The organism is Pseudochrobactrum saccharolyticum, from assembly GCF_008801715.1.
In the GTDB taxonomy this organism is placed as follows: domain Bacteria; phylum Pseudomonadota; class Alphaproteobacteria; order Rhizobiales; family Rhizobiaceae; genus Pseudochrobactrum; species Pseudochrobactrum saccharolyticum.
Window position 1 is genome coordinate 714810 of the sequence record NZ_VZPG01000001.1, and the last position, 26303, is coordinate 741112.

Sequence of the window (26303 nt, forward strand, 5' to 3'; positions counted from 1 at the left end):
CTAATCTTCCGATATGTTTGCTGATGTGTCTGAGCGCCAATGCGGGCTGAATGTGGTTATGCGCAGCGATTGTCCGCCGACACCGGCACCGGCTGCCGAATAACGTTCTTCGAAAAGCCGGACATGTTTTGCGCCCAAGGCAAGCACTTCGAGGCTTTCACGTCCCCGTTCAAAAGTTGCAAATCCGGGCAGAATGATAAGGGTCAGAATGGTCGCCAATAGAACCGGACGATAATAGCGTGTGGTCATACGCACTTTGTTCTCCACGCTGTGCCGGACAAGCACCACGATCATCAGCACCGCATAAATCACACTGTTGAAAATGGCGAAGAGATAAAATCCGCGGCTTTCACCGGCATCAGACACCAAAAGCACAGCAAAAACAGAACCAAGCGCAATGATTGCATAAGGCACCAAGACCCTGAAAGGCAGTGGATCAACCTCGGATGTTCCCTTCGGCGTAACGCGGAAGTCAACAAAAGATCCGGTCATCCAGTCGCGCAATGCCGCAAGTGTTCCTGCCAGTGCCCAAGGCCAGCGGGCAAGCAGAAAGAGTATGCCTTCCCAGCTCAGAATTTGACTATTTACAGGTCTGAATGTTCCGGTTGCCCGCCAGCGATAGGCGAAAACCAGAAGGATCAGCGACATCGGCAGAAAATGCGTCAAAAATTCAGGATATGTGACAGCAACAAAAGGCTTACCGCGAATGAGCGCAATAACCGGCATGGCAAAGAGTATTGCAGTCAGTAGCGAAGACAGCGGATACCAAAATTGTGAGAACAAAAATGAAAACCGCAAACGGGGTGTCAGGCGCGGGATCAGATCCGGCGAATATTGCAGCAGGATCATTACAATGCTGCGTGCCCACTGAAATTCCTGCGTAATCAGGTCGCCGAAAGTGCGCGGGCCATCGCCATGCGCAATGGCATCAATCGCATGGACACCACGCCAGCCATAGGCATTCATCATCAGCGTTGTGGAATGGTCTTCAGCCAGTTCCGGTCCGAGCCCGCCGATTTCCCTGAGTGCCACAGTACGCACGGCATAATGAGAACCGATACACATCGGTGCGAAACCGCCGCTATAGCCTGCTTGTAAGCATCCATGAAAATTCGCTTCTGCAATGAGACGCCCGCGTGCCGACCAGCTTTCCGCAGCATTGCGGTCACAAATACTGGGTGCGGAAACATAACCAACAGCAGGATCGGCGAAAGGCCGCAACATCTGCCAGAGATAATCCGGTTCAGGCACATGATCGGCATCAAGCTGCGCAACAAAATCATAGCGCTCATAGCCGTAATGATCATAGAAAAACGCAAGATTGCCTTCCTTGCAGCGTGTACGGCGCGGCCATGTCTGCCGGTGATAATCGGCGCGGCCTTTGCGTGTTGATACGAAAACTCCGTGTTCACGGCACCATGCCAGTGTTTCCGGTGACGGATCTTCATCCGCAAGCCAGGTATCATGCGGCTGTGTCTGCGCCAGCATCGCCAGCAGTGTTTCAGCAACAATGGGAAACGGCTCTGACGGCGCTTTGGTCACAACCATAGCGATCCGGCTGTTCTGCGGTATACGCAAAGCACCGACAGGCTTTACCGCAAAGTAAAACATGACCAGAAAATAAGCAGGAATCAATGTTAGCCATGCCAGCGCCGCGGTTGTGATAATCGTTCCGAAAGTGCTCACATGATGCTCAGGCTGCAGCCACCAGACCCAGAAATAGATGAAAGCTGCCAGCCATATGGCAACACCGGCAATATATTCTGTCCGTCTGTAGCCCTGAAATACGGATACCAGCAGTGGTTCACCATTCAGAGTGAAGGACTTCTGTCTGTTGATGGCAGAACGTGTCATGATCTCGCCTCCAGTCCGAAGAAAGGAGCCGCAGTCCGGACAATTGTTTCCAAATCCGAATATTGCGGTTCAAAACCAAGCATATGGCGCGCAAGAGCGGGATCGGCATAAAGAGCCGGCGGGTCACCTGCGCGACGCGGACGAATAATGATGGGAACCGGACGGCCGGTTATCTTGTCGATCGTATTGAGAATTTCGCGGATAGAGGAGCCGCGTCCTGTCCCGAGATTGACAGCAAGATTGTCACCGCCACCAGCAAGATAATCGTAAGCCAGAACATGGGCGCGGGCGAGATCAGTGACATGAATATAGTCCCGCACACAGGTGCCGTCCTCAGTGTCATAATCATCTCCGAAAATCTCAAGCTGTGCGATTTTTCCGGCTGCTGCCAGCAACGCGCGGGGGATGAGATGGGTTTCCGGATCATGCCACTCTCCCAGTTCACCTTCCGGATCAGCACCGCAGGCATTGAAATAGCGTAAAGCCACATAGCGCAGCCCGAAAGCGGAGGCATAATCAGCCAGCATATGTTCAGCAATCAGCTTGGTCTGACCATAAGGGCTGACAGGGATCTGAGCGGCAGTTTCCGCAACCGGCAAATTTGCCGGCACGCCATAAGTGGCGCAACTCGAAGAAAAGATCACCTTATCCAGCCCTGTCTCGCGACAGGCATCCAGTAAAGACAAAGTTCCGCAGACATTATTACGGTAATATTTTGCAGGGTCTGTGACGGATTCCCCGACATAGGCGGACGCGGCAAAATGAATAACAGCAACCGGCATATAACGCAGGATCGTTTCCGTCAGCAGCATCGTGTCCAGAATATCGGCCTGAACAAGAGGGCCATAGCGCACGGAAGACCGGTGCCCAGTGGACAAATTGTCATAAACAACCGGCTCAATACCCCGAAACTTCAGAAGCTTGGCTGTATGGCTCCCGATATAACCGGCACCGCCCGTAATCAGAATGCGCTTTGCTGTCATCTGGCCATCTCCCGTAATCTGTTGCCGGAGAGGCTCAGACGGCTGTCAAAATAGGTGATCGTCTTTTCCAGACCTTCGGTCAGCTGCACCTGCGGCTGCCAGCCCAGTTCACGCATTGCAAGCGAGATATCAGGACGGCGCTGACGCGGGTCATCGACAGGCAGCGGATGATGAACAATACGCGAGCGTGAACCTGTCAGATCAATCACGATCTTCGCCAGTTCACCGATCATAAACTCACCGGGATTGCCCAGATTAACCGGTCCTGTCACCGATGCATCGGCCGCCATCAGGCGGACAAAACCTTCGATCAGGTCATCCACATAGCAGAAAGAACGGGTCTGCTTGCCGTCACCGTAAATCGTAATGTCCTCGCCCTTCAGCGCCTGAACAATAAAATTGGAGACCACACGTCCGTCGTCCGGTCGCATATTCGGGCCGAAAGTATTGAAAATCCTGACGATCTTTATTTCGGTGTCATAGGCTTTGTGGAAGTCGAAAAACAGGGTTTCCGCACAGCGCTTTCCCTCATCATAGCAGGAGCGCGGGCCGAACGGATTGACATTGCCCCAATAGGTTTCAACCTGTGGATGAATATGCGGATCACCGTAAACCTCGGATGTTGACGCCTGAAAAATGCGGGCATTATAGCGGGCAGCCAGTGTCAGCAGATTATACGCGCCCAGCACGCTGGTCAGCGTTGTATGTACAGGATCGGCCTGATAATGCGGCGGTGATGCGGGACAAGCGAGATTGTAAATCTCATCCGCTTCCAGATCGAACGGCTCAACAATATCATGATCAATAACACTGAAAGTGTCATAGCCAAGCAGATGCATAATATTCTGCTTGCTGCCGGTCGAGAAATTATCAACGCAGATAACCCGATGGCCTGAACGGAGGAGACGCTCACAGAGATGCGAACCGAGAAAACCGGCTCCGCCTGTAACAATAATCTGCTTATGTAATATATCCGACTGAACAGCATAAAGCTCACGTACAGGTGTTCTGCCAGACTGATTACCAATATGTTGATTAAGTTCACTCATCTTCAACTCCATCAAATTTATCTTTAAATCTGCATTGATGTAAAAAGAAATTTAATGAAATTACTTAAGTAAACTTACTAAAAATACTCAAAGTATAAGCAGAATTTTAACGAAATTACTTTCATATACTATATACCGCTCTGTCAGAGGATTGTCGTTATCGCTGCATCCTGAAAATTATCATTTCGTACATTTCTTATTTGATATGATAAGATATTGCTTGAGGATGATGTGCTGAGAGATTTCACAGGCTTTCACTGCTAAGAGATGCAGTGGACGGGAGGAACCGGATGCATAAGCAGTCTGACACTCCGGAAGGAAACCCTGACCGGCTGAGAGCTGAAGCAACATGGCCGCAGGTTGAGCGCCGCCGCTTTCCCCGCACCGGTCAGGATGTTCTTGAGCCGGTGATCATTCCTTCAACCGCACCGCCTTTACCGTCGCTGCATTTTTCCACGCAGGACCTGCCTCCCGAAGAGCAATTCGAGGCATGGCGCGCTTATATGCGGCCGATTATTGATGTCCGTTTGCCGGACAATGTTCTGCCTGAGGACGGATTTTTCGCGAGTCATACTGTGTGGCATTTCGGGAAAATGCTGTTTGTCCGGCAACAGAGCGATGCCTATAGTTACGCCCGCACTGCTGCACAATTGCGCTACAGCCCGATTGATCACTGGTATCTGGGATTAAGACGCAGCGGACAGGCATGGACGGAGGTTGACGGCAAAGTTATTAAAACCGGCTCGGGTCGTGTGGCCTTCCGCACACTCGGACACCCCTATCGGGGACGCTGCACCAGTTCTGAAATTGTGCTGCTCTATATGCCTTACAGCCTGTTTTCCGGCGAGGCCGGTCTATTCAAGTCTGTCAATAATTCCATCCTGTCAGGAACGCTTGCCACGCTGCTGGCGAATTTTCTGGCTCAGGTTGAAACACATCTGCCCTCGCTGACACTGGATGATCTGCCCGGTATTGTACAAACAATCAGGAATATGATTGTGAACGGCGTTGAGCCCTGTGTCCGTCCAGACCATGACCATCCGGGTCAAATCGGCTTCGGAACCATGGAACGGGTGCATCACTACATTCATCACAATCTGCACGATCCGCAACTCACAGCAGAGAAAATCTGCCGGTCGGTCGGCATATCCCGCACGCGGCTTTATCAGCTGTTCGAGTCCCATGGCGGCGTTCTGAATTATATCCGCAAACAGCGCCTGCAAGCGGCCTATGAAACATTGCAGGATCCGGCCAATCAGGACAGAATTCTCGACATTGCCCAAACGGCCGGTTTTGATGTTGCCGCAAATTTCACCCGCGCATTCACCAATGAGTTCGGCGTCAGCCCGAGCAAAGTGCGCAAAAACCTATCCGCACCGCATCCGGAGCCGACAGATTTTCCTGTCCCAAACAGCAAACAGGTCAGTTTTGAGAACTGGCTGCGCAATCTTGACCTGTAATAAAAGCAACAGCAGAAACAATACGACAATAACAGGCCGGTTGACTGACAGATATACTGATTAATCTGATTTTCTATTCTGTATTTCTATGCATCGCACATCGCTACCGGCCTGTTCAGAATATAAAAACCGGACCATCCGCTTTACCCTGAACAGCATTATTCAGGAGACGGTTTTACAAAACATCCTCCCAAGATATTTTGAAAACTGCACGATCCTAAGCCCCAAGATCAGGCCGAATGGCGGAGAGGTTACGCAACGGATTGCAAATCCGTTCAGCTTGGTTCAAATCCAAGGTCGGCCTCCATTTCTGACCAATATCAGTCATAATATTGGTCAGAAATGGCTCTCTCCTTACGCCCAGAGAACGCAGATATGATTTCGATAAATACAGTTCTGACCGGTTCCGTTGCCCCGCTTGGCCCCCGCGAAGCCCCCAGTGCAATTGCAAAAACCCCGTCGCAGGGCAAGAACTGGCTCGGCACGGAAGGTTTCACCAAGGATGCACAAGGCGATCGCAAGCATCACGGCGGGCCGGAAAAAGCCGTTCATCATTATGCCTATGAACATTATGCGGTCTGGAGGCAGGAAATCGGCGAGCGCGATGTCTTGCAACAGGCAGGCGCGTTCGGTGAAAATATTTCGACCACCGGCCTGACAGAAGAGACTATTGCAATCGGGGACATATTTCAGGCTGGTGACGCCATTATTCAGGTCAGTCAGGGGCGTCAGCCCTGCTGGAAGCTTAATTTCCGCTTCGATACCGGTGACATGTCACTGCGCGTCCAGCGCAGCGGCCGAACCGGCTGGTATTATCGTGTTTTACAAGAGGGCTTTGTTGAAGCCGGCGATACATTACGGCTGATTGAGCGCCCCTCACCGGACTGGACCATCCGCAAAGCATGGCATATTTTATATGTCGATACGCTGAACTTTGCAGAACTGGCTGTTATGGCTGATCTTGAACATCTTGCGCAGAGCTGGCGTGATTACGCCGTCAAGCGACTAGCCACACGAAAAACGGAGGATTGGTCACGCCGCCTGCAAGGCTGACCGGTGTCTGAAGCCTCTCTTCCGCTCTAATATGGAACAGGCAGTATCCTGCCTTTATCAATTCAGGTCTGTGATGAGAAAAAGTACTGCACTTGCAATCGAAATCTCTGCCCGCGAACGGGAACCGATTTTTCTGGCTTTAGCCCGCTCCATTATCGGCGAGATTGAACGCGGCCGCCTCAAACCCGGCGCGGCTTTACCCGGCACACGTTCGCTGGCGCAAACACTCAAACTCAACCGCAATACTGTTGATGCGGCCTATCACGAACTGACAATGCAGGGCTGGCTTTCAGCGGAACCTTCGCGCGGCACCTTTGTTTCCCATGACCTGCCGGACGTTTCCGGCTCAGGAAAAACAACAACGGCCGGTAAACAGCCCTCTCCCGTGAACAGCAATCTGCCGCTTTTTACGCTCAAATTTTCTGACGGCGCGCCGGATGCACGCCTGCTGCCGACAACCGCCTTTGCGCAGGCTTTCCGCCGTGCACTGACAAGCACCAATTTCACCCATGGCGGCTCCTATAGTGATCCGGCAGGCAATAAATCACTGCGGGAAAATCTTTCAGCCTATCTGAATGTCGAGCGCGGTCTGGTGGCAACTGAGAAAGATATCCTCATTACCAGAGGCAGCCAGATGGCGCTGTTTCTGGCTGCAAAAGCAATCATTGAGCCCGGCACAAAAATTGCCGTTGAGCAACCGGGTTATCCTTTGGCATGGTCGGCATTTCGTGCGGCGGGCGCAGAAATCTGCGGCATAGCGGTAGATGAAGGCGGCATTGATGTTGATGCTCTTGAGGCACTTGCCCGACAAGACCCGCAGCTCAAAGCTGTTTACCTGACACCGCATCATCAATATCCGACAACCGTCACACTCGGCGCTGCAAGACGGCTGCGCCTGTTTGATATTGCACAGCGTTACGGTCTGGTCATTATCGAGGATGATTATGACAATGAATATCGCTATGACGGCCGTCCCGTCCTGCCACTAACGGCGCGTTCCGGCAAGGAACTGCCGGTTATCTATCTCGGTTCCCTGTCCAAGGTTCTGGCTCCGGGCATTCGTATCGGCTATGCTGTTGCACCGGCGGATATTCTCAAGCGGATGATCCGGCACCGTGAGGCGATTGACCGGCAAGGCGACCTGCCGCTGGAACTTGCCCTGAGTGACCTTCTCGCTGACGGCACTATCAAGCGCCATGCCCGCAAAGCCCGCCGCATTTATCACGCAAGGCGCGATTTTCTCGCCGGACAATTGCAAAGCTTACTCGGTGAAGACGGCCGGTTCTCACTTCCGGCCGGTGGTCTGGCCATCTGGTTCAGACTCAATCAGGGACTTTGCGCACAAACATGGTCTGAAAATGCTGCCCGTTCCGGCCTCTCCGTCTTGCCCGGTGCGCATTTTGAGCTGGATAAAAGCCGTGCCACACAGGCTTTCCGCATTGGCTTTGCCAATTCAAGTGAAGCCGAACTCGCACGGATGGTTCAGATATTGGCGCGGTCAAAAGCCTGAAATAACAAAGCCTTCAGTTCCCCTCCTGTTGAATCTGTTTCAGCCGCTGCTCTCACCAGAACAGCGGCTGAATTTCATTCTGCATTGTAGAAATTTATTTCTGTGACACTTTAATGAAAAAGATTTTCATTTTGAATCTTTTTTGATAGGATTTTTTTCGGGAGAATAATGAGGGGGGGGAAAGATCGGTGAATCTACCGGCGCTTATTGAAGCACAGTGGTCACGCCTGACAGCCAATCAGCAGAAAATTGCTGATTTCGTGCTGACGAACCCCTTTCCGGTTGCCACAATGGGCATTGAAGAGCTGGCAACAGCCACCGAAACCTCCACCGCCACCATCACACGTTTTGTCAAAGCGCTCGGCCTGAACGGTTTCACCGAATTTCGCGCCCATGCCGTACAGGGTTATCAGTCTCTGCTGAAGCCGGTTGAAAACATCGATCGCGCCCGCCACATACCGCCGCGCCGTGTGATTAAAGATGCTTTCAAAAATGCTCTTTCACAGGTGCAGACTGTTGCAAAGCAAGCCGACAATCCGGTCTGGGAAAGCGCCGCCATGCGTATCCAGAACGCCCAGCGCATCGCTTTCTTAGGCTTTGGTGTCAGCGGCAATCTGCTCCAGCTTTTTGCCGACAGGCTGCTGCCTTTCAGCCGTGCGCAGATCATGCTGACCGGTGAGAACGGCATGGAGCGGGTCGCGCTTAAAATCGCAGGCCTCGGCCCTGAAGATCTGCTGATTGCCATGGCATTGCCACGCTATTCACAACACACAGTCGATTTTATGAAACTCGCCCGTGGTCGCGGCACCTATTGCATCGCGGTTACAGACGGAGCGCATTCTCCGCTTTGCGCCCTCAGCCATGAGCAAATTTTTATTCCGGCGGATCATCCGGTTCTGCACAGTTCCGGCATTGCCGCACTTGCCGCTTTCGAAACTATTCTCGCCGTTCTGGCGGCCCATCATCAGAGCGTGTCCGATGCCGTATCGATGACACGCTTTCTCATGCCCTATTTTTATGCGGATGATGAACAGCATCCGCAGTCCAAAACGAGGACCACGGATGTCAGTGAAGCCGAGTAACCCGCAAACAGCACCGGTTATCCGCGTTGAGAATATCAGCGTTGATTTCAAAGGTGATGAAAGCACATTCCGTGCGGTTAAGAACCTGTCTTTCGAGATCAAGGCCGGAGAAACACTGGCTGTCGTTGGTGAATCCGGTTCCGGCAAATCCGTAACCTCGCTGGCAATCATGCGTCTGGTGGAAAGCGGCGGTGGCAAGATCACCGAAGGCGGCATCCACTTTACCGGCAATGACGGCGTTACCACCGACCTCACCAAACACTCCCTGAAAGCGATGGAAAAGATCCGCGGCAATGATATTGCCATGATCTTTCAGGAACCGATGACATCGCTCAATCCGGTCTTTACCGTTGGCGAGCAGATTGCCGAAGCTGTGCGCCTGCACCAGAATTGCTCTGCTTCAGAAGCGCGTGCGGAAGCGCTGCGCATGCTGGAAAAAGTCCGTATTCCCGATGCGGCACGCCTGCTTGACCGCCACCCGCATCAGCTTTCCGGCGGTATGCGCCAGCGCGTGATGATTGCGATGGCACTGTCCTGCAAACCGAAACTGCTGATCGCCGATGAGCCGACCACAGCGCTTGATGTGACCATTCAGGCACAGATTTTGCGCCTCATCCGCCTGCTGCAGGAAGAGATGGGCATGGCTGTGCTGTTCATCACCCATGATATGGGTGTGGTGGCAGAAGTGGCCGACCGCGTTCTCGTGATGCGCCACGGTGAAAAGGTTGAAGAAGGCACTGTCGAAGACGTCTTCAAATCACCGCAGCATCCTTATACCCGTGCTTTGCAGGCTGCTGTGCCGCGTCTTGGTGCGCTGAATGGTGAAGACCTGCCGCGCCGTTTCCCTATGCTCAAAGCCGATCATGCAGACGGCAAACCTGCCGAATTTGAAGTCTCCCCGCCGCAGGATACAATCAAATCCGACGAACCAGTGCTGAAAGTACGCGATCTCGTCACCCGTTTTGATATCCGCCGTGGTTTCTTCTCCAAGCTGGCCGGTCGTGTGCACGCGGTTGAACAGGTCAATTTTGATCTGCGTCAGGGCGAGACTCTGGCGCTCGTCGGTGAATCCGGCTGCGGAAAATCCACCACCGGCCGCACTCTCATGATGCTGCAGGAAGCCACTTCCGGCTCGGTACACTATCGCGGCAAGGATATTTTCAAGCTGAGCGGTGCTGAGAAACTCGCCGTTCGCCGCAAGATCCAATATGTGTTTCAGGATCCGTTTGCCTCACTCGATCCGCGCCTCACAGTTGGTTTCTCCATTGCCGAACCGCTCATCACCCACGGCCTTGCCAAGGGCAATGAGATTGAGGAGCGCGTTGTACAATTACTGCGCGATGTCGGCATGCAGCCGGAACATGCGCGCCGCTATCCGCATCAGTTCTCCGGCGGCCAGCGCCAGCGTATCTGTATTGCCCGCGCTCTGGCCGGTGATCCGGATATTCTGATTACGGATGAGGCTGTGGCCGCACTGGACGTTTCCATTCAGGCGCAGGTCATCAATCTGATGATGGAATTGCAGGAAAAACGCGGCCTGTCCTATATTTTCATCAGCCATGACATGGCCGTGGTTGAACGCGTCTCGCACCGTGTTGCCGTGATGTATCTCGGTCAGATCGTTGAAATTGGCCCGCGCCGTCAGATTTTTGAAAATCCGCAACATGCCTATACCCGCCGTCTGCTCTCTGCGGTGCCGATTGCCGATCCGGCACGGCGCGACCGCAACAGACCGCTGATTGAGGGCGAAATTCCAAGTCCGGTGCGCAAGCCCGACGATATGCCTGTTGTCAAACCATTGGTTGAGGTGGAACCCGGCCATTTTGTAGCCCGCCACCCGATCGGTGATTTTAAATAATAAGTGGAAGGAGAGACTAATGAAACTGAAATCAATTCTGCTGTCATCGGCATTAGCTGCCGCTGTCATGCTTCCGGGCACCGTATGGGCGAAATCGCTCACCGTTGCTGTTCAGGACAACCTGACCGGTCTTGACCCTGCTGTGGTCAATGACACCCTGTCCCAGACCTCGCTGCGTCTGATCTATCAGGGTCTGTTCGGTTTCGACAAGGATATGAAACTGATCCCGCTTCTTGCTGAAAGCTATGAAGCCAATGAAAATGCCACCGAGTTTACAATTAAACTGCGCAAGGGCATCAAATTCCATGACGGCACAGATTTCAATGCTGCTGCCGCCAAGTTCAACATCGACCGCCTTGCCAATCCGGATAACAAACTGTCCCGCCGCAGCCTTGTTTCCATGGTTAAGGAAGTACAGGCCGTTGACGATTCAACCATCAAACTGACCCTCAAAGAGCCTTTCGGTGCCATGGTTGCCTCTCTCGCCCATCCGGGCGCGATGATGATTTCTCCGGCAGCGCTGGAAAAATTCGGCAAAGATATCGACCGTAATCCGGTTGGCACCGGCCCGTTCACTTTCAAACATTGGGCTGCGGATACACTGGAAGTCGTGAAAAACGACAATTACTGGAAAGAAGGCATGCCGAAAGTTGACGGCGTGACCATCCGCTCCGTTCCGGAATCCGGCGCTCGTTTTGCGATGTTGCAGACCGGCGAAGCTCAGTACATTCCGACATTCCCGACTGAACTGATGAAGGCAGTCGAAAACAATCCGAATGTTCAGGTCGAGGCGACACCGTCGATCGTTGAAACCTATGTCGCCATGAACAACCTGAAAAAGCCGTTTGACGATCTGCGCGTCCGTCAGGCTCTGAACTATGCCGTTGATAAAGACGCTTTCTGTAAAGTTGTCTCCAATGGTTACTGCTCACCGGCAGATTCCATCATTCCTTCGGCTCTGGCATTCCATGTGAAGGCCGGTGACTACACTTTCAATCTCGACAAAGCCAAAGAGCTGATGAAAGAAGCAGGCCTCGAAGCCGGTTTTGAAACAGAAGTCTGGGCTGCCTCCAATACCGGCTCCCTGCGTGCCGCGCAGTTCATCCAGCAGCAGCTGGCGCAGATCAATGTAAAGGTCAATGTCGTGCCGCTTGAAGCCGGTGTTGCCGCGCAGAAAGTCTGGGGTGTTGATAAGCCTGAAGATGCAACCGTGCAGCTGTATTACGGCGGCTGGTCTGCTTCGACCGGTGATGCTGACTGGGGTATTCGCCCGCTGCTTTACGGTCAGAGCTTCCCGCCTGCAATGTTCAACGTCGCATATTATAAAAACCCGAAGGTTGATGCTGCGATTGAAGCAGGTATTGCAACTGCAGATCCGGCAAAACGTGCTGAAGCCTATGCGGAAGTGCAGAAGCTTGCATGGCAGGATGCACCGTGGATTTTCCTTGGTGTAGGCCAGAATATTGCTGCCAAGAGCAAAAGCCTGTCGGGCGTTTATATGCTGCCTGACCGCGGCTTCTTGCTCGAAGATGCCGCTTTTGCTGAATAATCGCATCTGAAAGCGAGTGCTGACCGCTATTTGACGCGTATCTTATCCGAAAACCGCTTCGCACTTTTCGGGATACGCTTAATACGGTCAGCACAGTTTTTCAGAAAGGAAATCCATGTTTGCCTATCTGATCAAACGGCTGTTGGCCACTATCCCTGTCATTGCGATGGTGATGGTCTGCGTTTTTGCCTTCGTGCATATGTTGCCCGGTGATCCTGCCCGTCTTGTTGCCGGCCCTGAAGCCAGCGCTGAAGATGTCGCCGTTGTGCGCTCCTCGCTCGGGCTTGATAAACCGCTGCCTGAACAGTTCGTCCGCTATTTTACCCGCGCTGTGCAGGGTGATTTCGGCATTTCGCTGAAAACCCGCCGCACTGTTGCGGAAGAAATCGGCGCCCGCCTGATGCCGACCGTCTGGCTGACCTTGTTCGCCATGCTCTGGTCAACGGCTCTCGGCCTGCTGATCGGCGTTGTCTCCGCTGTCAAACGCGGCAAATGGCCTGATTATGCGGGTATGATTATTGCGGTTTCCGGTATTTCCTTTCCGCCTTTCTGGCTCGGCCTGCTGCTCATCAACCTGTTCTCCGTCCATCTCGGCTGGTTCCCGACCGGCGGCTATGGCACATGGCAGCATTTTGTCATGCCGTCCTTTACGCTCGGCGTCGGTGTTGCTGCAGTCATGGCGCGTTTCACCCGCTCCTCCTTCATCGAAATTGCCCGTGAAGATTATGTCCGCACTGCACGCGCCAAAGGTGTGCCGGAACGCCGTGTGATCTGGAAACACTCCCTGCGCAATGCGCTGATCCCGATCATCACCATGGTCGGTCTGCAATTCGGCTTTCTGCTCGGTGGTTCGATTGTGGTTGAGAGCGTGTTCTCATGGCCGGGTCTCGGCCGTCTGCTGGTCGATTCAGTGTCCTATCGTGACTATCCGGTCATTCAGGCGCTGATCCTGCTGTTCTCGCTGCAGTTTATCTTCATCAATATGCTGGTTGATGTGCTGTATGCCTTCGCAAATCCGGAGATCCGCTACAAATGAGTGCGACAACTGTTGTGGTGGAACCCACCGAAAAAATGCGCAAGCCTTTGGCTGAATTCTGGCGCCGCTTTAAAAAGCAAAAAGTGGCTATGGTTGCGCTTATCTTCATCATCACGCTGGTGCTGATGGCTATCTTCGCGCCGTTTGTTGCCCCTTATGATCCGACAATTCCAGATTATAATGCTGTGCTGCAAGGGCCAAGTGCCGCCCATTGGGCAGGCACGGATACCTATGGCCGCGATATTTTCAGCCGTATCATCTGGGGCGCACGGATTTCGCTGTCCGTCGGCTTCCTGTCCGTGACACTGGGTGCTCTGGTCGGCGTCTCGCTCGGCATCATTTCCGGCTATTACGGCCGCTGGATTGACTCCGCCGTGATGCGTCTGTGCGATCTGCTGCTGGCCTTTCCGGGCATCCTGCTGGCGATTGCGGTTATCGCTATTCTCGGACCTGGTATCACCAATGTGATCTACGCGGTTGCGATCTTCTCGATTCCGGTTTTTGCCCGTCTTGCCCGTGGTACAACATTGCAGCTCAAGCGAACTGTGTATGTGGATGCATCCCGCGCCATCGGGGTTAAAGACCGCGTGATCATGCTGCGCCACATTCTGCCGGGCACACTGCCAAATGTGATCGTCTATTTCTCCATGCGTATCGGGACATCCATTCTGACTGCGGCATCCCTCTCCTTCATCGGTCTGGGCGCACAGCCGCCAAGTCCTGAATGGGGTGCCATGCTGGCAGACGGACGCTCCTATATGGGCGTTGCCGATCACCTTACCCTGTTTCCGGGCATTGCGATTTTCGTAACCGTTCTGGGTTTCAACCTGTTTGGTGATGGTCTGCGCGACGCATTGGATCCGAAACTACGCTCTGACTGATGAAGTTACGCCGTCTCAATTGAGACGGCGTTCTCATGACAGCTTTCAATATCTGAGGAATACCATGTCTGAAACTACTCCTGTAATTGCACTCCACGGTGGTGCAGGCACAATCCTGAAATCCAATATGACACCGGAACGGGAAGCCGCCTATCATGCAGGCCTCAAAGCCTGTCTCGAAGCCGGTCTGAAAATTTTGCATGAAGGCGGCAGCGCATTGGATGCAGCCACCGCCGCCGTTATGGCGCTCGAAGACAATCCGCTGTTCAATGCCGGTCGCGGTGCAGTTTACACCACTGATGCTACCCATGAGATGGATGCTGCCGTGATGGACGGCGAGACACGCCGCTGCGGTGCGATCACCGGCATCTGCGGCCCGCGTCATCCGGTGCTGGCAGCACGTGCGGTGATGGAACAGACCGAGCATGTGTTCCTCGCTGGTAACGGTGCCAAGCGCTTCTGTGAAAATGCCGGTCTGGAAATGATGGAACCGGAATGGTTCGGCACCCAGCAACGTCTCGATGCACTGAAAGCGGAAATGGAACGCCGCCGTCTTGGTCTTGCGGATGATGGTGATCCGGCACGCAAACACGGTACAGTCGGTGCGGTTGCGCTCGATAAAAATGGCCATATTGCTGCTGCGACTTCCACAGGTGGCATGACCGCGAAAACACCGGGTCGCGTGGGTGACAGCCCTGTGATCGGTGCCGGTACATGGGCGGATGACAAAACCGCTGCAATTTCCGCCACCGGTCATGGCGAATATTTCATTCGCTGGGCGGCTGGTCATGAAATTGATGCGCGTATGCGCTGGGCAGGCCAGAGCCTTGCACAGGCTGCAGGCGATGTAGTGCAGGAACTCGGTGAGCTCGGCGGCTCCGGCGGCCTGATCGCCGTTGATGCCAAAGGCAATATCGAACTGCCGTTCAACAGCCCCGGCATGTATCGCGCATGGTGCGGTGCTGATGGTGTCATCCATACCGGTATTTACGGCAAAGAAGACTGATCTTCCTGCTCAGTTCTGAAGAGACAATCCCCCGATCAGCAATGGTTCGGGGGATTCTTTTGCTCGTCGTTGCTATCATTGATGAAATTGCAGCGTATTTTTTTCAATGGCCGCTCTGGATCGGCTCCCCGAATTCTATTACTTTGCAGTCAGCCTAAAATTACAGGGTCATTAGAGCGCCGTGCGCCCAATGGGGCGCACAATGGTCGCTCTAAGATTTTAAATTATGCAGCAGCTGAAAGAAGTCATTTCGGTGCCACATCAACAAGACCCTCAGAGCGACAGCCACCTACCCGACATTCCCTTTTTCACGCAACTCGGCATTCTGCGCAGGCTTCTGAATTCCTCGGAAGAGTTTCTGAAACTGGCAGCCATGTCTGTTACGCTGTTGCTGATTTTGCTGGCAACCGCCTATGGGCAGGTAACGCTCAATCAATGGAATGTACCGTTTTATAATTCCATTGAGCAGCGGGATGTTCCGGAATTTATCCGGCAGTTGCAGATCTTTGTCTTCATTGCTGCCGGATTGCTGGTGCTCAATGTTGCGCAAAACTGGTTTCAGCAAACGCTTTCCGTGGTGATGCGCAAAGCTATCGTCAAAAATCTTCTTGATTGCTGGCTGCATGGCAATAAGGCATCTAAACTCGATAAGACCGGTTTTTATGCGCAAAATCCCGACCAGCGCATCCATCAGGATACAAGACAGCTGGCAGATTCAACCACCGGACTGACAATCGGATTCATTCAATCTTCTATTCTGTTGTTCAGTTTTATCGGCATTCTGTGGAATGTGTCGGAAGGTTTTGTATTCCGCTATAACGGCTACGAATTCTCACTGCCGGGTTATATGGTCTGGGCGGCCATTCTCTATGTTGGTCTTGCGTCTGCCCTCAGCCGTTTGGTGGGGCGCGGGCTGGTCAAACTCAACGCCGCACGAGAAGCGCAGGAAGCTGAATTCAGAACCGCTCTTGTTAAGATTATTAGTGAAAACGATAATTACCCGATGGCCAATGAGAGTGAGCGTAAAATCGGCTTTTTGCGCGGCAAATTTCAAGGCCTGTATTCCAGCATAAAAAAGCTGATCCTCATGGAGACCAATCTCACATGGATTTCATCAGGCTTTGGCTGGATGGCCATTGTGGTGCCGATTTTGGCCGCCGCCCCGATCTATTTTTCCGGCGGTCTGAATTTTGGTGGCCTGATGATGACAGTCGGCGCGTTCAATCAGGTCTATTCAGCCTTGCGCTGGTATGTGAATAATTATCAGGCCATTGCCGAATGGCGCGCGCATCTGCTGCGTATTACCGGTTTCCACACATTGTTACTGACAGAATAAAAACAGGCGCGGAATAACACCGCGCCTGTAACATTCATAACTGTGTTCGTATGTTTAATCAGCGTTTAGCCGCTGCTGCGCGTTTCAAAATCTCAATCACCATCTCCGATGCCTTGTTCAGAGAACCAACCGGCAGGAACTCGTAGATCGAATGGAAATTATGCGCACCGCAGAACAGGTTCGGGCAAGGCAGACCTTTTTCTGACAGAACCGCACCGTCATAGCCACCGCGCATCGGAATGGCATAAGGTTCGACACCAATAGCTTTCATCGCTTCCAGAGCCAGTTCAACCGGATAGAAATTATCGCCCTTCAGGCCTTCGGCAGCATTGCGATACATCGGACGATATTCAACCGATACTGTGCCCTCACCATGCAACTGATTAAAACTTGCAGCGAGTGTATCAATGAAATTACGGCGTTTATCATAGCCCTCTACCGTAAAATCGCGGATATCAACCACGATTTTGGCAGATGCCACGCTGCCCTGAATAGCTTTGACCCAGTAATAGCCTTCACGATTTTCCGTATGTTCCGGCCTTTCACCCGCCGGCAGCATACCAATATATTGCTGGGCATAGAGAATAGCATTGCGCAGCTTGCCCTTGGCCGACATCGGATGAGCAGGCTGGCCGCGGAAAGTGATGTGGAACTCACCGGCATTCCAGTTTTCATAGACAATTTCACCCACTGCACAACAGTCCAGCGTATAGGCGAAATCCGCATTGAGGCTCGGTACATCCAGTGCTTTCGCGCCAAGCAGACCGATCTCTTCATCCGGCACAAACACGACTTTAACCTCGCCATGCTCAATCTGCGGATTATCCTGCAACACCTGCATCGCATGCATGACTTCAGCGATCGCTGACTTGTTATCCGCACCCAGCAGGCTGGTGCCGTCTGTCACGATAATACGGTCGCCTTCGTAATTTTTCAGCTCCGGAAATTCCTCAACGCGCATCACGATATCAAGCGCTTTATTGAGGACGATATCCCCGCCCTGATACTCCACCACATGCGCCTTGGTATCAGTAGTATATTCACCACTGGTATCCATATGGGCGACCCATGCGATCACCGGTGCCTGACGGCCGGCATCTTTGATATTGGACGGCAATGTACCAACCACGATGGAATGATCTCTCATTTCCACGGACAATCCCAGATCGCGCAGCTCTCCTGCCAGAAGATTGGCGAGTTCCGTCTGGCCGCTGCTGGACGGGAGTTTTCCCGCATCGGATACAGCTGTTGTATTGATACGGGTATAGTTCAGAAAGCGTTCAACAATATCCATCGGATTCTTTTACCTCATACCAAGGCGCTAAGATGCTAACGCATCACGCCTTGAAAATGTTCAATCACCACACGGGCTTAACCAAAGTCCAATGAGTTTTACTCAATGAACTTTGGTATCAGCTTACAGTTTCATTTCATCTTGCAGAAATGGCGCCGGTGACGGCGCCATTGATTTTGAAACAAGTGCTCACCAAAAACGGGTAAGATCGTGTTGCTTATTCTTCGATATCAACATCTTCAAAGAGATAACCGCCGAAAGGATCGATACGGAAATCTTTGACTTTCTTGCTGACCGGCTGTTCCATTACCTGATGGGCAATCGTCAACCACGGAGCCTGTTCTTTAAAGATTACCTGCGCCTGCTCGTAAAGCTTGGTGCGTTCTGCCTGATCCGTGGTCAGTTTCGCTGCCTGAATAAGCTTTTCGAAATCAGCGTTACACCAGTTGGCACGGTTACTGCTGCCGACAGCTTCACAACCCAGCAAAGCTGCAAGGAAGTTGTCCGGATCAGCCATACCACCGGTCCAGCCGAGCATGACTGCACCGTCACGGTCTTTTTCGAGCGAGCGTTTGAGATATTCGCTCCAGTCATAGGAAACGATCTCAGCTTTAACACCAACTTTTGCCAGATCAGCCTGCATCGATTCCGCTGCACGGCGGGCATTCGGCATATAAGGACGCTGCACCGGCATTGCCCAGATCTTCATCGAAAGACCTTTAACACCGGCCTCTTCAAGAAGCTTGCGCGATGCTTCAATATCATAGGCATCGTCTTTAACGTCTTTATTATAGCCCCAAACACCCGGAGGCATTGCGTTGACCGCAACCATACCGGTTGAACCGAATACGGCATCAATGATCGCCTGTTTGTTGATCGCCATATTCAGCGCTTTACGCACGCGCACATCGTCGAATGGTGCAACAACAGTATTATAGGCCATGAATGCAATATTCAGGCCTTCTTTACGCTGCACTTCAAGCGAGGTATCCGCTTTCATCTCATCAATATCCGCTGGGTTCGGATAAGCGATGATATGGCATTCGCCAGCCTTCAGCTTCTGATAACGCACGGAAGCATCTGGTGTGATCGCGAAAATCAGATTGTCGATCTTCTGTTTGCCACCCCAGTAATCAGGATTGGCCTGAAAACGCACAGCGCTGTTTGCCTGATAATCCACATATTGATACGGGCCGGTACCTACAGGCAACTGGCTCAGCTGATCGGTCTTGCCTTCTGCCACCAATTGATCCGCATATTCTTTGGACTGGATTACAGCAAAGGTTAGCGACAGCGAAGCAATCATTGTTGCTTCCGGACGGTTCAGCACGAACTTAACCGTATGATCGTCGATCTTCTGGATTTCTTTAATCAGTGTCGGGAAAGAATAAGCACCATATTGCGGCCATGTCCCCTTACCGTAAAACGGATTTTCTTTGTTGCCCTGACGGTCAAAGCTGAAAATCACGTCATCCGCGTTGAATTCGCGGGTTGGTGTGAAATAGCTGGTCGTCTGGAATTTTACGCCTTTACGAAGAAAGAAAGTATATTCCTTACTATCTTCCGAAATTTCCCAGCGCTCGGCCAGACCCGGTTCCAGTTCTGTTGAACCGCGCTTGATTTTAATCAGACCGTTGGACACGTTACGCGCCGAAGCGTCATAAGTTGCACCTGATGTGGTGGTTGCCGCATCAAAATTGTCCGGTGCTGCTTCAGAGCAATAAATCAGTGTTTTTGCTGAAGCCTGAGCAGAGGCCATTCCGCCGAGCAGCAAGGCAAGTGCTGTCGCCGAAAGCGCCTTTTTATAAATATTCATACTGGTATTCCCCATTCCATCCGGCAGACAAAACCTCTCTGTTCAAGTAACCAACAGAACTGCCTTGCCTGTTCATTTTACGCGCATCCTGAAAACTGTTTCACAGTCTTCAGACTACGCTCTTAGTCTGGTCACAAAGTGATTGATGACCGGAGTTAAGTGATTCCGTATCGTGATAGTGGAACGATCTCTGCTCGAGTACCATTGATAATTTTGAATAAAATCACAATCATCCCAACTAAATCAGGGGAGGCTCAGAACCGGTGAAACGGGAGACCGGCTTGTCGCCATTCGAATGATGCTTTCACTGATGCGATCCATTCCGGCAAAAATACTCGATCTTTTTACTTTGCGCATATGCTATCCGATCGAAGCGGGATAAAAAACAGTCCAGTGGACTGTTTTTCCCGCGAAGGCGCTTCACACTTTTCGGGATACGCTCTAGGTATAGACACGCCGGTTCCGGCATTCTTTCAACAATGTCGGTCAAACCGGAAGATAGCATGTCTGTTAAAAGTATTTTCTTCACCCTGCTTGCAACCGGCACAATCTGGGCGGGCAGTGCACAAGCTGAATGGCAGGCGATTGAGAAAGTGGAAACCTATACTGTCTCCGGCACAACTGGCCCCGAGCTCTATGCTTCCATCGGCCAAAAAGGTCCGCAGATCAGCAAGAACAGACGCACCATTGCGCATACAAATTTCACATTGCTCTGGTCGCGCAAATATAAAACCGATGATGGCAACTGCACTTTGGTTTCTGCCAAACCAAAACTGACAATTACATATACATTGCCGAAACCGGCGCAAAAGCTACCGCCGGAGACTGCCGCGCTCTGGGCAACATTTTATGCCGGCATTGAAAAACATGAACATATTCACGGCGATTACATCAAAGAAATGGTGCAGAAAATTGAAACGGCCACCGTCGGGATGTCCGTTGCCAATGATCCGAAATGCACCAAGTTCAAAACAGAGCTGAATAAAGTACTCTCGGAACTGTTTCAGGAACAGCGCCAGCGCGGCCGCGATTTTGACCGTTCAGATATGGCACAGGGCGGAAATATTCATCAGCTGATCCTCGGGCTGGTCAACGGCCACTGAATCACGACCACTTTATACATCCGTCAAAACTGACCATTATGCTTATTCTCAGCCGAAAACAGTGTTCAAAATCGCTGTTTCGCGCCCGTTTCGGCACATCAATCATCCATATTGGCAAATAATGCCGTCTTTTTGAGCATTATTGTGCCTGTACTCTGCCATTTCGTCACTGTAGTTATCAGCGCGCAGAAAGAGGAGGTTGTCTGCAACGGAGGATATTCCAGACCCGCATGCTGTCTTTATACAGCCCGTATCAGCATCAAACTATGTTGAACGGCAGCTTTTGATGTAATCAGCACTTGTAAGCGGGGCCAAGGAATTTTATCAGCACTCAATAATAAGTTGTAATACCCCTTCATCTTCCCAGTCTGAACGGGTAAACGAGCATAGCACGACACTATCCGTAAAGGATGCAGCGCGTGTCAGGATCAAACGGAGCAGGCAATTGAAAAATCATTCTGATATCTGGGATATCGTTGAAGAGAAAAGCCCTGCCTATTTTGATCTGAGTGATACAGTCTGGGACAATCCTGAAACCAATTATGAAGAATATAAAGCCAGCGATGCCCATACGCAGATGCTGATGGATGAAGGTTTTCGCGTAGAGCGCGGTATTGCCGGTCTGCCGACCGCCGTTATGGGCGAAGCCGGTGAAGACGGCCCTGTCATTGCTATTCTCGGTGAGTTTGATGCCCTGCCCGGTCTGAGCCAGATTGCCGGTCTGGCAGAGCCGCAGGAAATTGAGCGCGGCGGCCATGGTCATGGCTGTGGGCATAATTTGCTCGGCTCCGGCTCGCTTCTCGCAGCCTCTGCGCTGAAAGATTATCTGGCAGAAAACGGCATCAAAGGCCGTGTGCGTTATTACGGCTGCCCTGCGGAAGAAGGCGGCTCGGCCAAAGGCTTCATGGTTCGTGAAGGCCTGTTTGATGATGTGGATGTCGCCTTCTGCTGGCATCCCGCTCCTTTTGCCGGTGTCAATGATCCGGTTTCTCTGGCCTGCAATGAAATCAGCTTCCATTTTACCGGCCGCGCAGCCCATGCCGCATCCGCCCCGCATCTAGGACGCAGTGCGCTGGATGCCGTGGAGCTGATGAATGTCGGTGTCAATTATATGCGCGAGCATATGCCTTCCAGCGCCCGTATCCATTATGCTGTCACCGATACCGGTGGCATTGCACCGAATGTGGTGCAAGCCAAAGCCACAGTGCGTTACCTGATCCGCGCGCTCAGCCTGCCGGAAATGCAGACATTGCTGGAACGCGTTCGTAAAATTGCACAGGGTGCAGCCCTGATGACGGAAACCTCCGTGCGTGATGAGATCATCAGCGGTGATGCCAATCTGATCGGCAATTCAACCCTTGAACAGCTGATGCAGATTCAGCTGGAACGTCTCGGCGCACCTGTTTTTGACGAGCAGGACAGAAAGACTGCCCGCGAATTTCAGGATACTCTGAGCAAAGAAGATATTTCGGATGCTTTCCGCCGCTTTGGTGTTGAGCCAAAAGACGGACTTGCCCTATGCGAAGAGATCTATAAGCCGTATAACGGGGATAATTCCCTTGTCGGCTCTACCGATGTGGGCAGTGTAAGCTGGGTGGTACCAACTGTGCAAATGCGCGGTGCGACCTGCGCAATCGGCACGCCGCTGCATTCATGGCAAATGGTGGCGCAGGGGAAATTGCCTGCAGCCCATAAAGGCATGGCACATGCAGCGAAAATCATGAGCAGCACCGCTGCAGAACTGTTCCGCAATCCGGAACATATTACAGCGGCCAAAGCAGATCATCAGAAACGCCTCGGCGGTACAGTTTTCATCAATCCGATACCGGATGATGTGCAGCCTGCCCTCCCCGTGCAAAAAGCATAGTCAGCGGGCTACAGGAATCCATTATGACAACCATTTCTTTCATCTCTCCTTCTATTCACACGCAGTTTCGGACGGAAAACCAGTTCCCACTTTTCCTGAAACTGCTCTAACCGGCCAAGGACATTATGAAGCAACTCAGCTTTTTTGAAATCCTCAGCTTCGGGCCTGACGGCTGGGGGCAAGTTCTGCTCACCGGCGCATTAATGAGTGTTGCCCTTGCTGTGACCGGCTTTTTGCTCGGCGCAGTCATCGGCGTGTTCGGTGCCTGGGCAAAAATCTCAGGCGGACGGATTACCCGTACCATCGCGGATGGTTATACAACCATTATCCGCGGCATTCCTGACCTGCTGATTATCTATCTGTTTTATTTCGGCGGCAGTGCAGCGATTACCGCAATCGGCAAACTGTTCGGCGCTGAAGGTTTCCTCGGTTTTCCGGGTTTCCTCGCCGGTATGCTGGCTATCGCCATTTCCTGCGGTGCGCATCATACGGAAGTTTTCCGTGGTGCTTTCAAAGCCGTTGCCAAAGGCGAGCTGGAAGCAGCAACCGCCTGTGGCATGGGTCGCTGGCTGAAATTCCGCCGTATCATTGCGCCTCTGTCGCTGCGTCATGCGCTGCCGGGCCTTGGCAATGTGTGGCAGGTATCGTTGAAAGAATCCGCTCTGGTTTCCGTGACCGGCGTTGTGGAGCTGCTGCGTCAGGCACAGATCGGTGCCGGTTCAACCGGACTGCCATTCAACTTCTTCCTGATCGCCGGTGCCCTCTATCTGCTGATTTCGTCTGTTTCAGGCGGCATTTTGCAGTCCGCTGAGCGCTATTTCTCCCGCGGCGTGAGGAGAGCCCAATGAGTTTTGAATTCTTCGCTGAATCTTTCGTCGCTATGCTGGCGGGTCTGCCTCTGACCCTGAAACTGGCCGCGACTGCGATTGCACTGGGTGCCTGTCTTGCTCTGGTCATCGCGATGATGCGCCTGTCCGGCAATGTTGTGCTGGACTGGATTGCTCGTATTTATGTGTTTGTATTCCGCGGCACACCGCTGCTGGTGCAGATTTTCATCATCTATTACGGCCTCAGCCAGTTTCCGGCGATCCGTCACTCTTTCCTGTGGCCAATCCTGCGTGAACCTTACTGGTGTGCAGTTATCGCTCTGACGATGAACACAGCCGCCTATGCCGGTGAAATCATCCGTGGCGGTCTGCTATCCGTGCCTCATGGCCAGATTGAAGCAGCCAAAGCCTGTGGCATGTCGCGCTTCACCGCTTTCCGCCGTGTGGTCATGCCGCTTGCTATCCGTCAGGCACTGCCTGCCTATGGCAATGAAATGATCTCGATGGTCAAAGCCACCTCGCTGGCCTCGATCATCACGCTGATGGAAGTGACCGGTATTGCTGCCAAGCTGATTGCCGAGAGCTATCGCGCGATTGAAGTTTTTGTCGTTGCCGGTGCAATTTACCTGTCCATCAACTTCATTCTGACCCGTCTTCTGCTGCTGGCTGAATACCGTCTGACGCCATATCTGCGTCAGCCTGTTCCTGTCAGCGTACCGGCCAATATTCCTACTGAAGGAAAAGCATCGTGAGCAATACAGTATCCGCATCCGCACCGGTCGCGCTGAAAGTCGAAAACCTGCGCAAGAATTTCGGTCAGGTCGAAGTGCTGAAAGGTATTTCGCTCGAAGCCCGCGAAGGTGAAGTGATCTCCATTCTCGGCTCTTCTGGCTCGGGTAAATCCACATTGCTGCGCTGCATCAACCTTCTGGAAACACCGACATCCGGTACGGTCACCATTTCCGGTGAAACCATCAAGATGGCGCAGAACTCCAAAGGCGAGAGCTACCCGACCGACAAGAAACAGGTCTCGCGCATCCGCTCGGAACTCGGCATGGTCTTCCAGAGCTTCAATCTCTGGTCACACAAAACCATTCTGGAAAATGTGATTGAAGCGCCGATCTATGTGCAGGGGCGCAACCGCGCTGAAGTCATTGAAGAAGCGGAAGCACTGCTGGCGAAAGTCGGTATTGCCGATAAGCGCAATTACTACCCTTCACATATGTCCGGCGGTCAGCAGCAGCGTGCAGCGATTGCCCGCGCGCTGGCGATGAAGCCAAAAGTAATGCTGTTTGACGAACCGACTTCCGCACTTGATCCGGAACTGGTAGGTGAAGTTCTGCGCGTGATGCGCGGACTTGCTGAAGAAGGCCGTACAATGCTGGTCGTGACCCACGAAATGGGCTTTGCCCGTGACGTTTCCAACCGCGTTATCTTTGTACATCAGGGTCAGGTTGAAGAAGACGGCGCACCGTCGGAAGTCTTCACCAATTCCAAGTCAGAGCGTTTCCGCAAATTCATCAGCCACGAAAATGCGGGTTAAAGCATTTCCAGCAAAAGTGCGAAGCGTCTTCGCGGGGAAATCAGTTCGCTGGACTGATTTCTATTCCCACTTCGATACATAGGATAATGCGTAAAGACAAAGAGACAGAGCGGCTCAAAAGTTCAATCCTGAATGGAGCCGCTCTAAGTGAACAAGAATAATTGTAAACAGGGTGCTTCTATGAAAATCAGCCTCATCACCAAATCGCTTCTTGCTTCTGCAATGCTGCTCGGCGCCGTATCGGCCAGCGTCACTGCACAGGCTGAAGAAAAGAAATGGACCAAAGTAACCATCGCAACTGAAGGTGCTTACCGTCCGTACAACTTCACCAAGCCGGACGGCACACTCGACGGCTATGAAATCGAGCTGAGCAAATATCTCTGCGATCATATGAAAGTGGAATGCACGCTCGTTGCAACACCATTTGACAGCATGATCCCTGCGCTGAACGCCGGTAAATTCGACGCGATCATGGCTGGCCTGACCGCCACAGCAAAGCGCGAAGAAACCATTGATTTCTCGGTTTCTTACGGCCTGACACCACAGACTTTCGCAACGCTGAAAGACAGCCCTTATGCGAAACTGCCGCATACCGGCGAAACTCTGTTCCTTGCCAATGAAGATGAAGCCACGAAGAAAGCCATCGGCGAATTTTCGACTTCAATCGAAGGCCGCACTGTTGGCGTACAGACCGCTTCGCTCGGCCTGACACTGCTCAACACCTATTTCAAAGATTCCGCTGATATCCGCGAATATAAGACCACTGAACAGCACGATCTGGATCTGAAGTCCGGCCGCGTTGATCTGGTTGTAGCGTCGCTGGCCTATCTGGCCGATGCTGCGAAAAAGCCAGGCAATGAAGATATCGTTCTGACCGGCCCTTACTTCAAAGGCGGCGTTCTGGGTCGCGGCGTTGCCGTTGGTCTGCGCAAGAACGAACCAGAACTGCAGAAGAAGTTCAGCGAAGCGATTGAAGCTGCAAAAGCTGACGGCACAATCAAGAAGCTGTCCGAAAAATGGTTCGGTTTTGACGTAACTCCATAAGTTACGAACACAATTTGAAATCATGAATGTGGCTGCGATTTTCGCGGCCACATTTTTTTATCGTGAGCAAAAGCAACAAGACCATGCTCAAATCCGGTCATCGCATAAAGACATGATCTGATCTGAAATTTTGATGATCCGCTCTGCGCAAT

21 protein-coding genes and 1 tRNA gene are annotated in these 26303 nt (G+C 52.4%); 17 read left to right on the top strand and 5 right to left on the bottom strand.

Going from position 1 to position 26303, the window contains the following annotated elements; genetic code table 11:
* From F7P81_RS03245 to F7P81_RS03255, 3 genes are read right to left on the bottom strand one after another with little or no spacing between them, the layout of a single operon-like run.
* Complete coding sequence (locus F7P81_RS03245) at positions 1-1854, bottom strand: glycosyltransferase family 2 protein (RefSeq protein ID WP_151158550.1); 1854 nt, start codon at positions 1852-1854, stop codon at positions 1-3.
* Positions 1851-2837 carry a UDP-glucose 4-epimerase GalE gene (gene galE / locus F7P81_RS03250; RefSeq protein WP_151158551.1) on the bottom strand — a complete coding sequence of 329 codons (987 nt, stop codon included), beginning with the start codon at positions 2835-2837 and terminating at the stop codon, positions 1851-1853. Before galE ends, F7P81_RS03245 begins: the two co-directional genes overlap by 4 nt.
* Positions 2834-3808, bottom strand: a complete 975-nt coding sequence (locus F7P81_RS03255; RefSeq protein WP_374828058.1) for a UDP-glucuronic acid decarboxylase family protein — start codon at positions 3806-3808, stop codon at positions 2834-2836. The genes galE and F7P81_RS03255 overlap by 4 nt, the downstream gene beginning before the upstream one ends.
* Before the next feature lie 368 nt (positions 3809-4176).
* Between F7P81_RS03255 and F7P81_RS03260 the strand changes: the two genes are divergently transcribed.
* The 11 genes from F7P81_RS03260 to F7P81_RS03310 all read left to right on the top strand — a co-directional run bounded on the left by F7P81_RS03260 (position 4177) and on the right by F7P81_RS03310 (position 16657).
* Positions 4177-5346 carry an AraC family transcriptional regulator gene (locus F7P81_RS03260; protein WP_151158553.1) on the top strand — a complete coding sequence of 390 codons (1170 nt, stop codon included), beginning with the start codon at positions 4177-4179 and terminating at the stop codon, positions 5344-5346.
* Positions 5347-5579: 233 nt separating this feature from the next.
* A tRNA-Cys gene (locus F7P81_RS03265) sits at positions 5580-5653 on the top strand.
* A 68-nt stretch (positions 5654-5721) separates the two neighbouring features.
* Entirely contained in the window at positions 5722-6399 is a 678-nt protein-coding gene (locus tag F7P81_RS03270; RefSeq protein ID WP_151158554.1) for an MOSC domain-containing protein, read from the top strand.
* Between the two features lie 73 nt (positions 6400-6472).
* The gene (gene pdxR, locus F7P81_RS03275) at positions 6473-7909 is read left to right on the top strand and encodes a MocR-like pyridoxine biosynthesis transcription factor PdxR (protein ID WP_151158555.1); all 1437 of its coding nucleotides are present in this window, start codon (positions 6473-6475) and stop codon (positions 7907-7909) included.
* Between the two features lie 188 nt (positions 7910-8097).
* Positions 8098-8991: a MurR/RpiR family transcriptional regulator gene (locus F7P81_RS03280; protein ID WP_121993922.1), complete on the top strand. Its 894-nt coding sequence runs from the start codon at positions 8098-8100 to the stop codon at positions 8989-8991.
* Positions 8972-10849: a dipeptide ABC transporter ATP-binding protein gene (locus F7P81_RS03285; RefSeq protein WP_151158556.1), complete on the top strand. Its 1878-nt coding sequence runs from the start codon at positions 8972-8974 to the stop codon at positions 10847-10849. The genes F7P81_RS03280 and F7P81_RS03285 overlap by 20 nt, the downstream gene beginning before the upstream one ends.
* Positions 10850-10868: 19 nt before the next feature.
* Complete coding sequence (locus F7P81_RS03290) at positions 10869-12398, top strand: glutathione ABC transporter substrate-binding protein (RefSeq protein WP_151158557.1); 1530 nt, start codon at positions 10869-10871, stop codon at positions 12396-12398.
* 115 nt (positions 12399-12513) lie between these two features.
* Positions 12514-13434, top strand: a complete 921-nt coding sequence (gene gsiC / locus F7P81_RS03295) for a glutathione ABC transporter permease GsiC (protein WP_151158558.1) — start codon at positions 12514-12516, stop codon at positions 13432-13434.
* The gene (locus tag F7P81_RS03300) at positions 13431-14315 is read left to right on the top strand and encodes an ABC transporter permease subunit (protein ID WP_022710156.1); all 885 of its coding nucleotides are present in this window, start codon (positions 13431-13433) and stop codon (positions 14313-14315) included. Before gsiC ends, F7P81_RS03300 begins: the two co-directional genes overlap by 4 nt.
* Positions 14316-14379: 64 nt before the next feature.
* On the top strand, positions 14380-15321 hold the full coding sequence (locus F7P81_RS03305) for an isoaspartyl peptidase/L-asparaginase family protein (RefSeq protein ID WP_151158559.1): 942 nt from the start codon (positions 14380-14382) through the stop codon (positions 15319-15321).
* A gap of 226 nt (positions 15322-15547) precedes the next feature.
* Positions 15548-16657 (top strand): SbmA/BacA-like family transporter, encoded by a 1110-nt coding sequence (locus F7P81_RS03310; RefSeq protein ID WP_022710158.1) that lies wholly within the window; start codon positions 15548-15550, stop codon positions 16655-16657.
* Positions 16658-16715: 58 nt separating this feature from the next.
* Here F7P81_RS03310 and pepT read toward each other — a convergent pair whose 3' ends face one another.
* Together pepT and F7P81_RS03320 are read right to left on the bottom strand one after the other, a co-directional pair.
* Positions 16716-17951: a peptidase T gene (gene pepT, locus F7P81_RS03315; protein ID WP_151158560.1), complete on the bottom strand. Its 1236-nt coding sequence runs from the start codon at positions 17949-17951 to the stop codon at positions 16716-16718.
* Between the two features lie 217 nt (positions 17952-18168).
* Positions 18169-19767 carry an ABC transporter substrate-binding protein gene (locus F7P81_RS03320; protein ID WP_151158561.1) on the bottom strand — a complete coding sequence of 533 codons (1599 nt, stop codon included), beginning with the start codon at positions 19765-19767 and terminating at the stop codon, positions 18169-18171.
* Between the two features lie 503 nt (positions 19768-20270).
* On the opposite strand from F7P81_RS03320, the gene F7P81_RS03325 reads away from it, so the two are divergent.
* The 6 genes from F7P81_RS03325 to F7P81_RS03350 all read left to right on the top strand — a co-directional run bounded on the left by F7P81_RS03325 (position 20271) and on the right by F7P81_RS03350 (position 26151).
* Positions 20271-20870, top strand: coding sequence for a DUF922 domain-containing Zn-dependent protease (locus F7P81_RS03325; protein ID WP_151158562.1), 600 nt, complete (start codon positions 20271-20273; stop codon positions 20868-20870).
* A 445-nt stretch (positions 20871-21315) separates the two neighbouring features.
* Positions 21316-22737, top strand: a complete 1422-nt coding sequence (locus F7P81_RS03330; protein ID WP_151158563.1) for a M20 family metallopeptidase — start codon at positions 21316-21318, stop codon at positions 22735-22737.
* 125 nt (positions 22738-22862) lie between these two features.
* Positions 22863-23585, top strand: coding sequence for an ABC transporter permease (locus F7P81_RS03335; protein ID WP_022710163.1), 723 nt, complete (start codon positions 22863-22865; stop codon positions 23583-23585).
* Positions 23582-24316 (top strand): ABC transporter permease, encoded by a 735-nt coding sequence (locus F7P81_RS03340; RefSeq protein ID WP_022710164.1) that lies wholly within the window; start codon positions 23582-23584, stop codon positions 24314-24316. The genes F7P81_RS03335 and F7P81_RS03340 overlap by 4 nt, the downstream gene beginning before the upstream one ends.
* The gene (locus F7P81_RS03345) at positions 24313-25107 is read left to right on the top strand and encodes an ABC transporter ATP-binding protein (protein WP_151158564.1); all 795 of its coding nucleotides are present in this window, start codon (positions 24313-24315) and stop codon (positions 25105-25107) included. The genes F7P81_RS03340 and F7P81_RS03345 overlap by 4 nt, the downstream gene beginning before the upstream one ends.
* 180 nt (positions 25108-25287) lie before the next feature.
* Positions 25288-26151, top strand: a complete 864-nt coding sequence (locus F7P81_RS03350; protein WP_075654252.1) for a transporter substrate-binding domain-containing protein — start codon at positions 25288-25290, stop codon at positions 26149-26151.
* Positions 26152-26303: the final 152 nt, after the last annotated feature.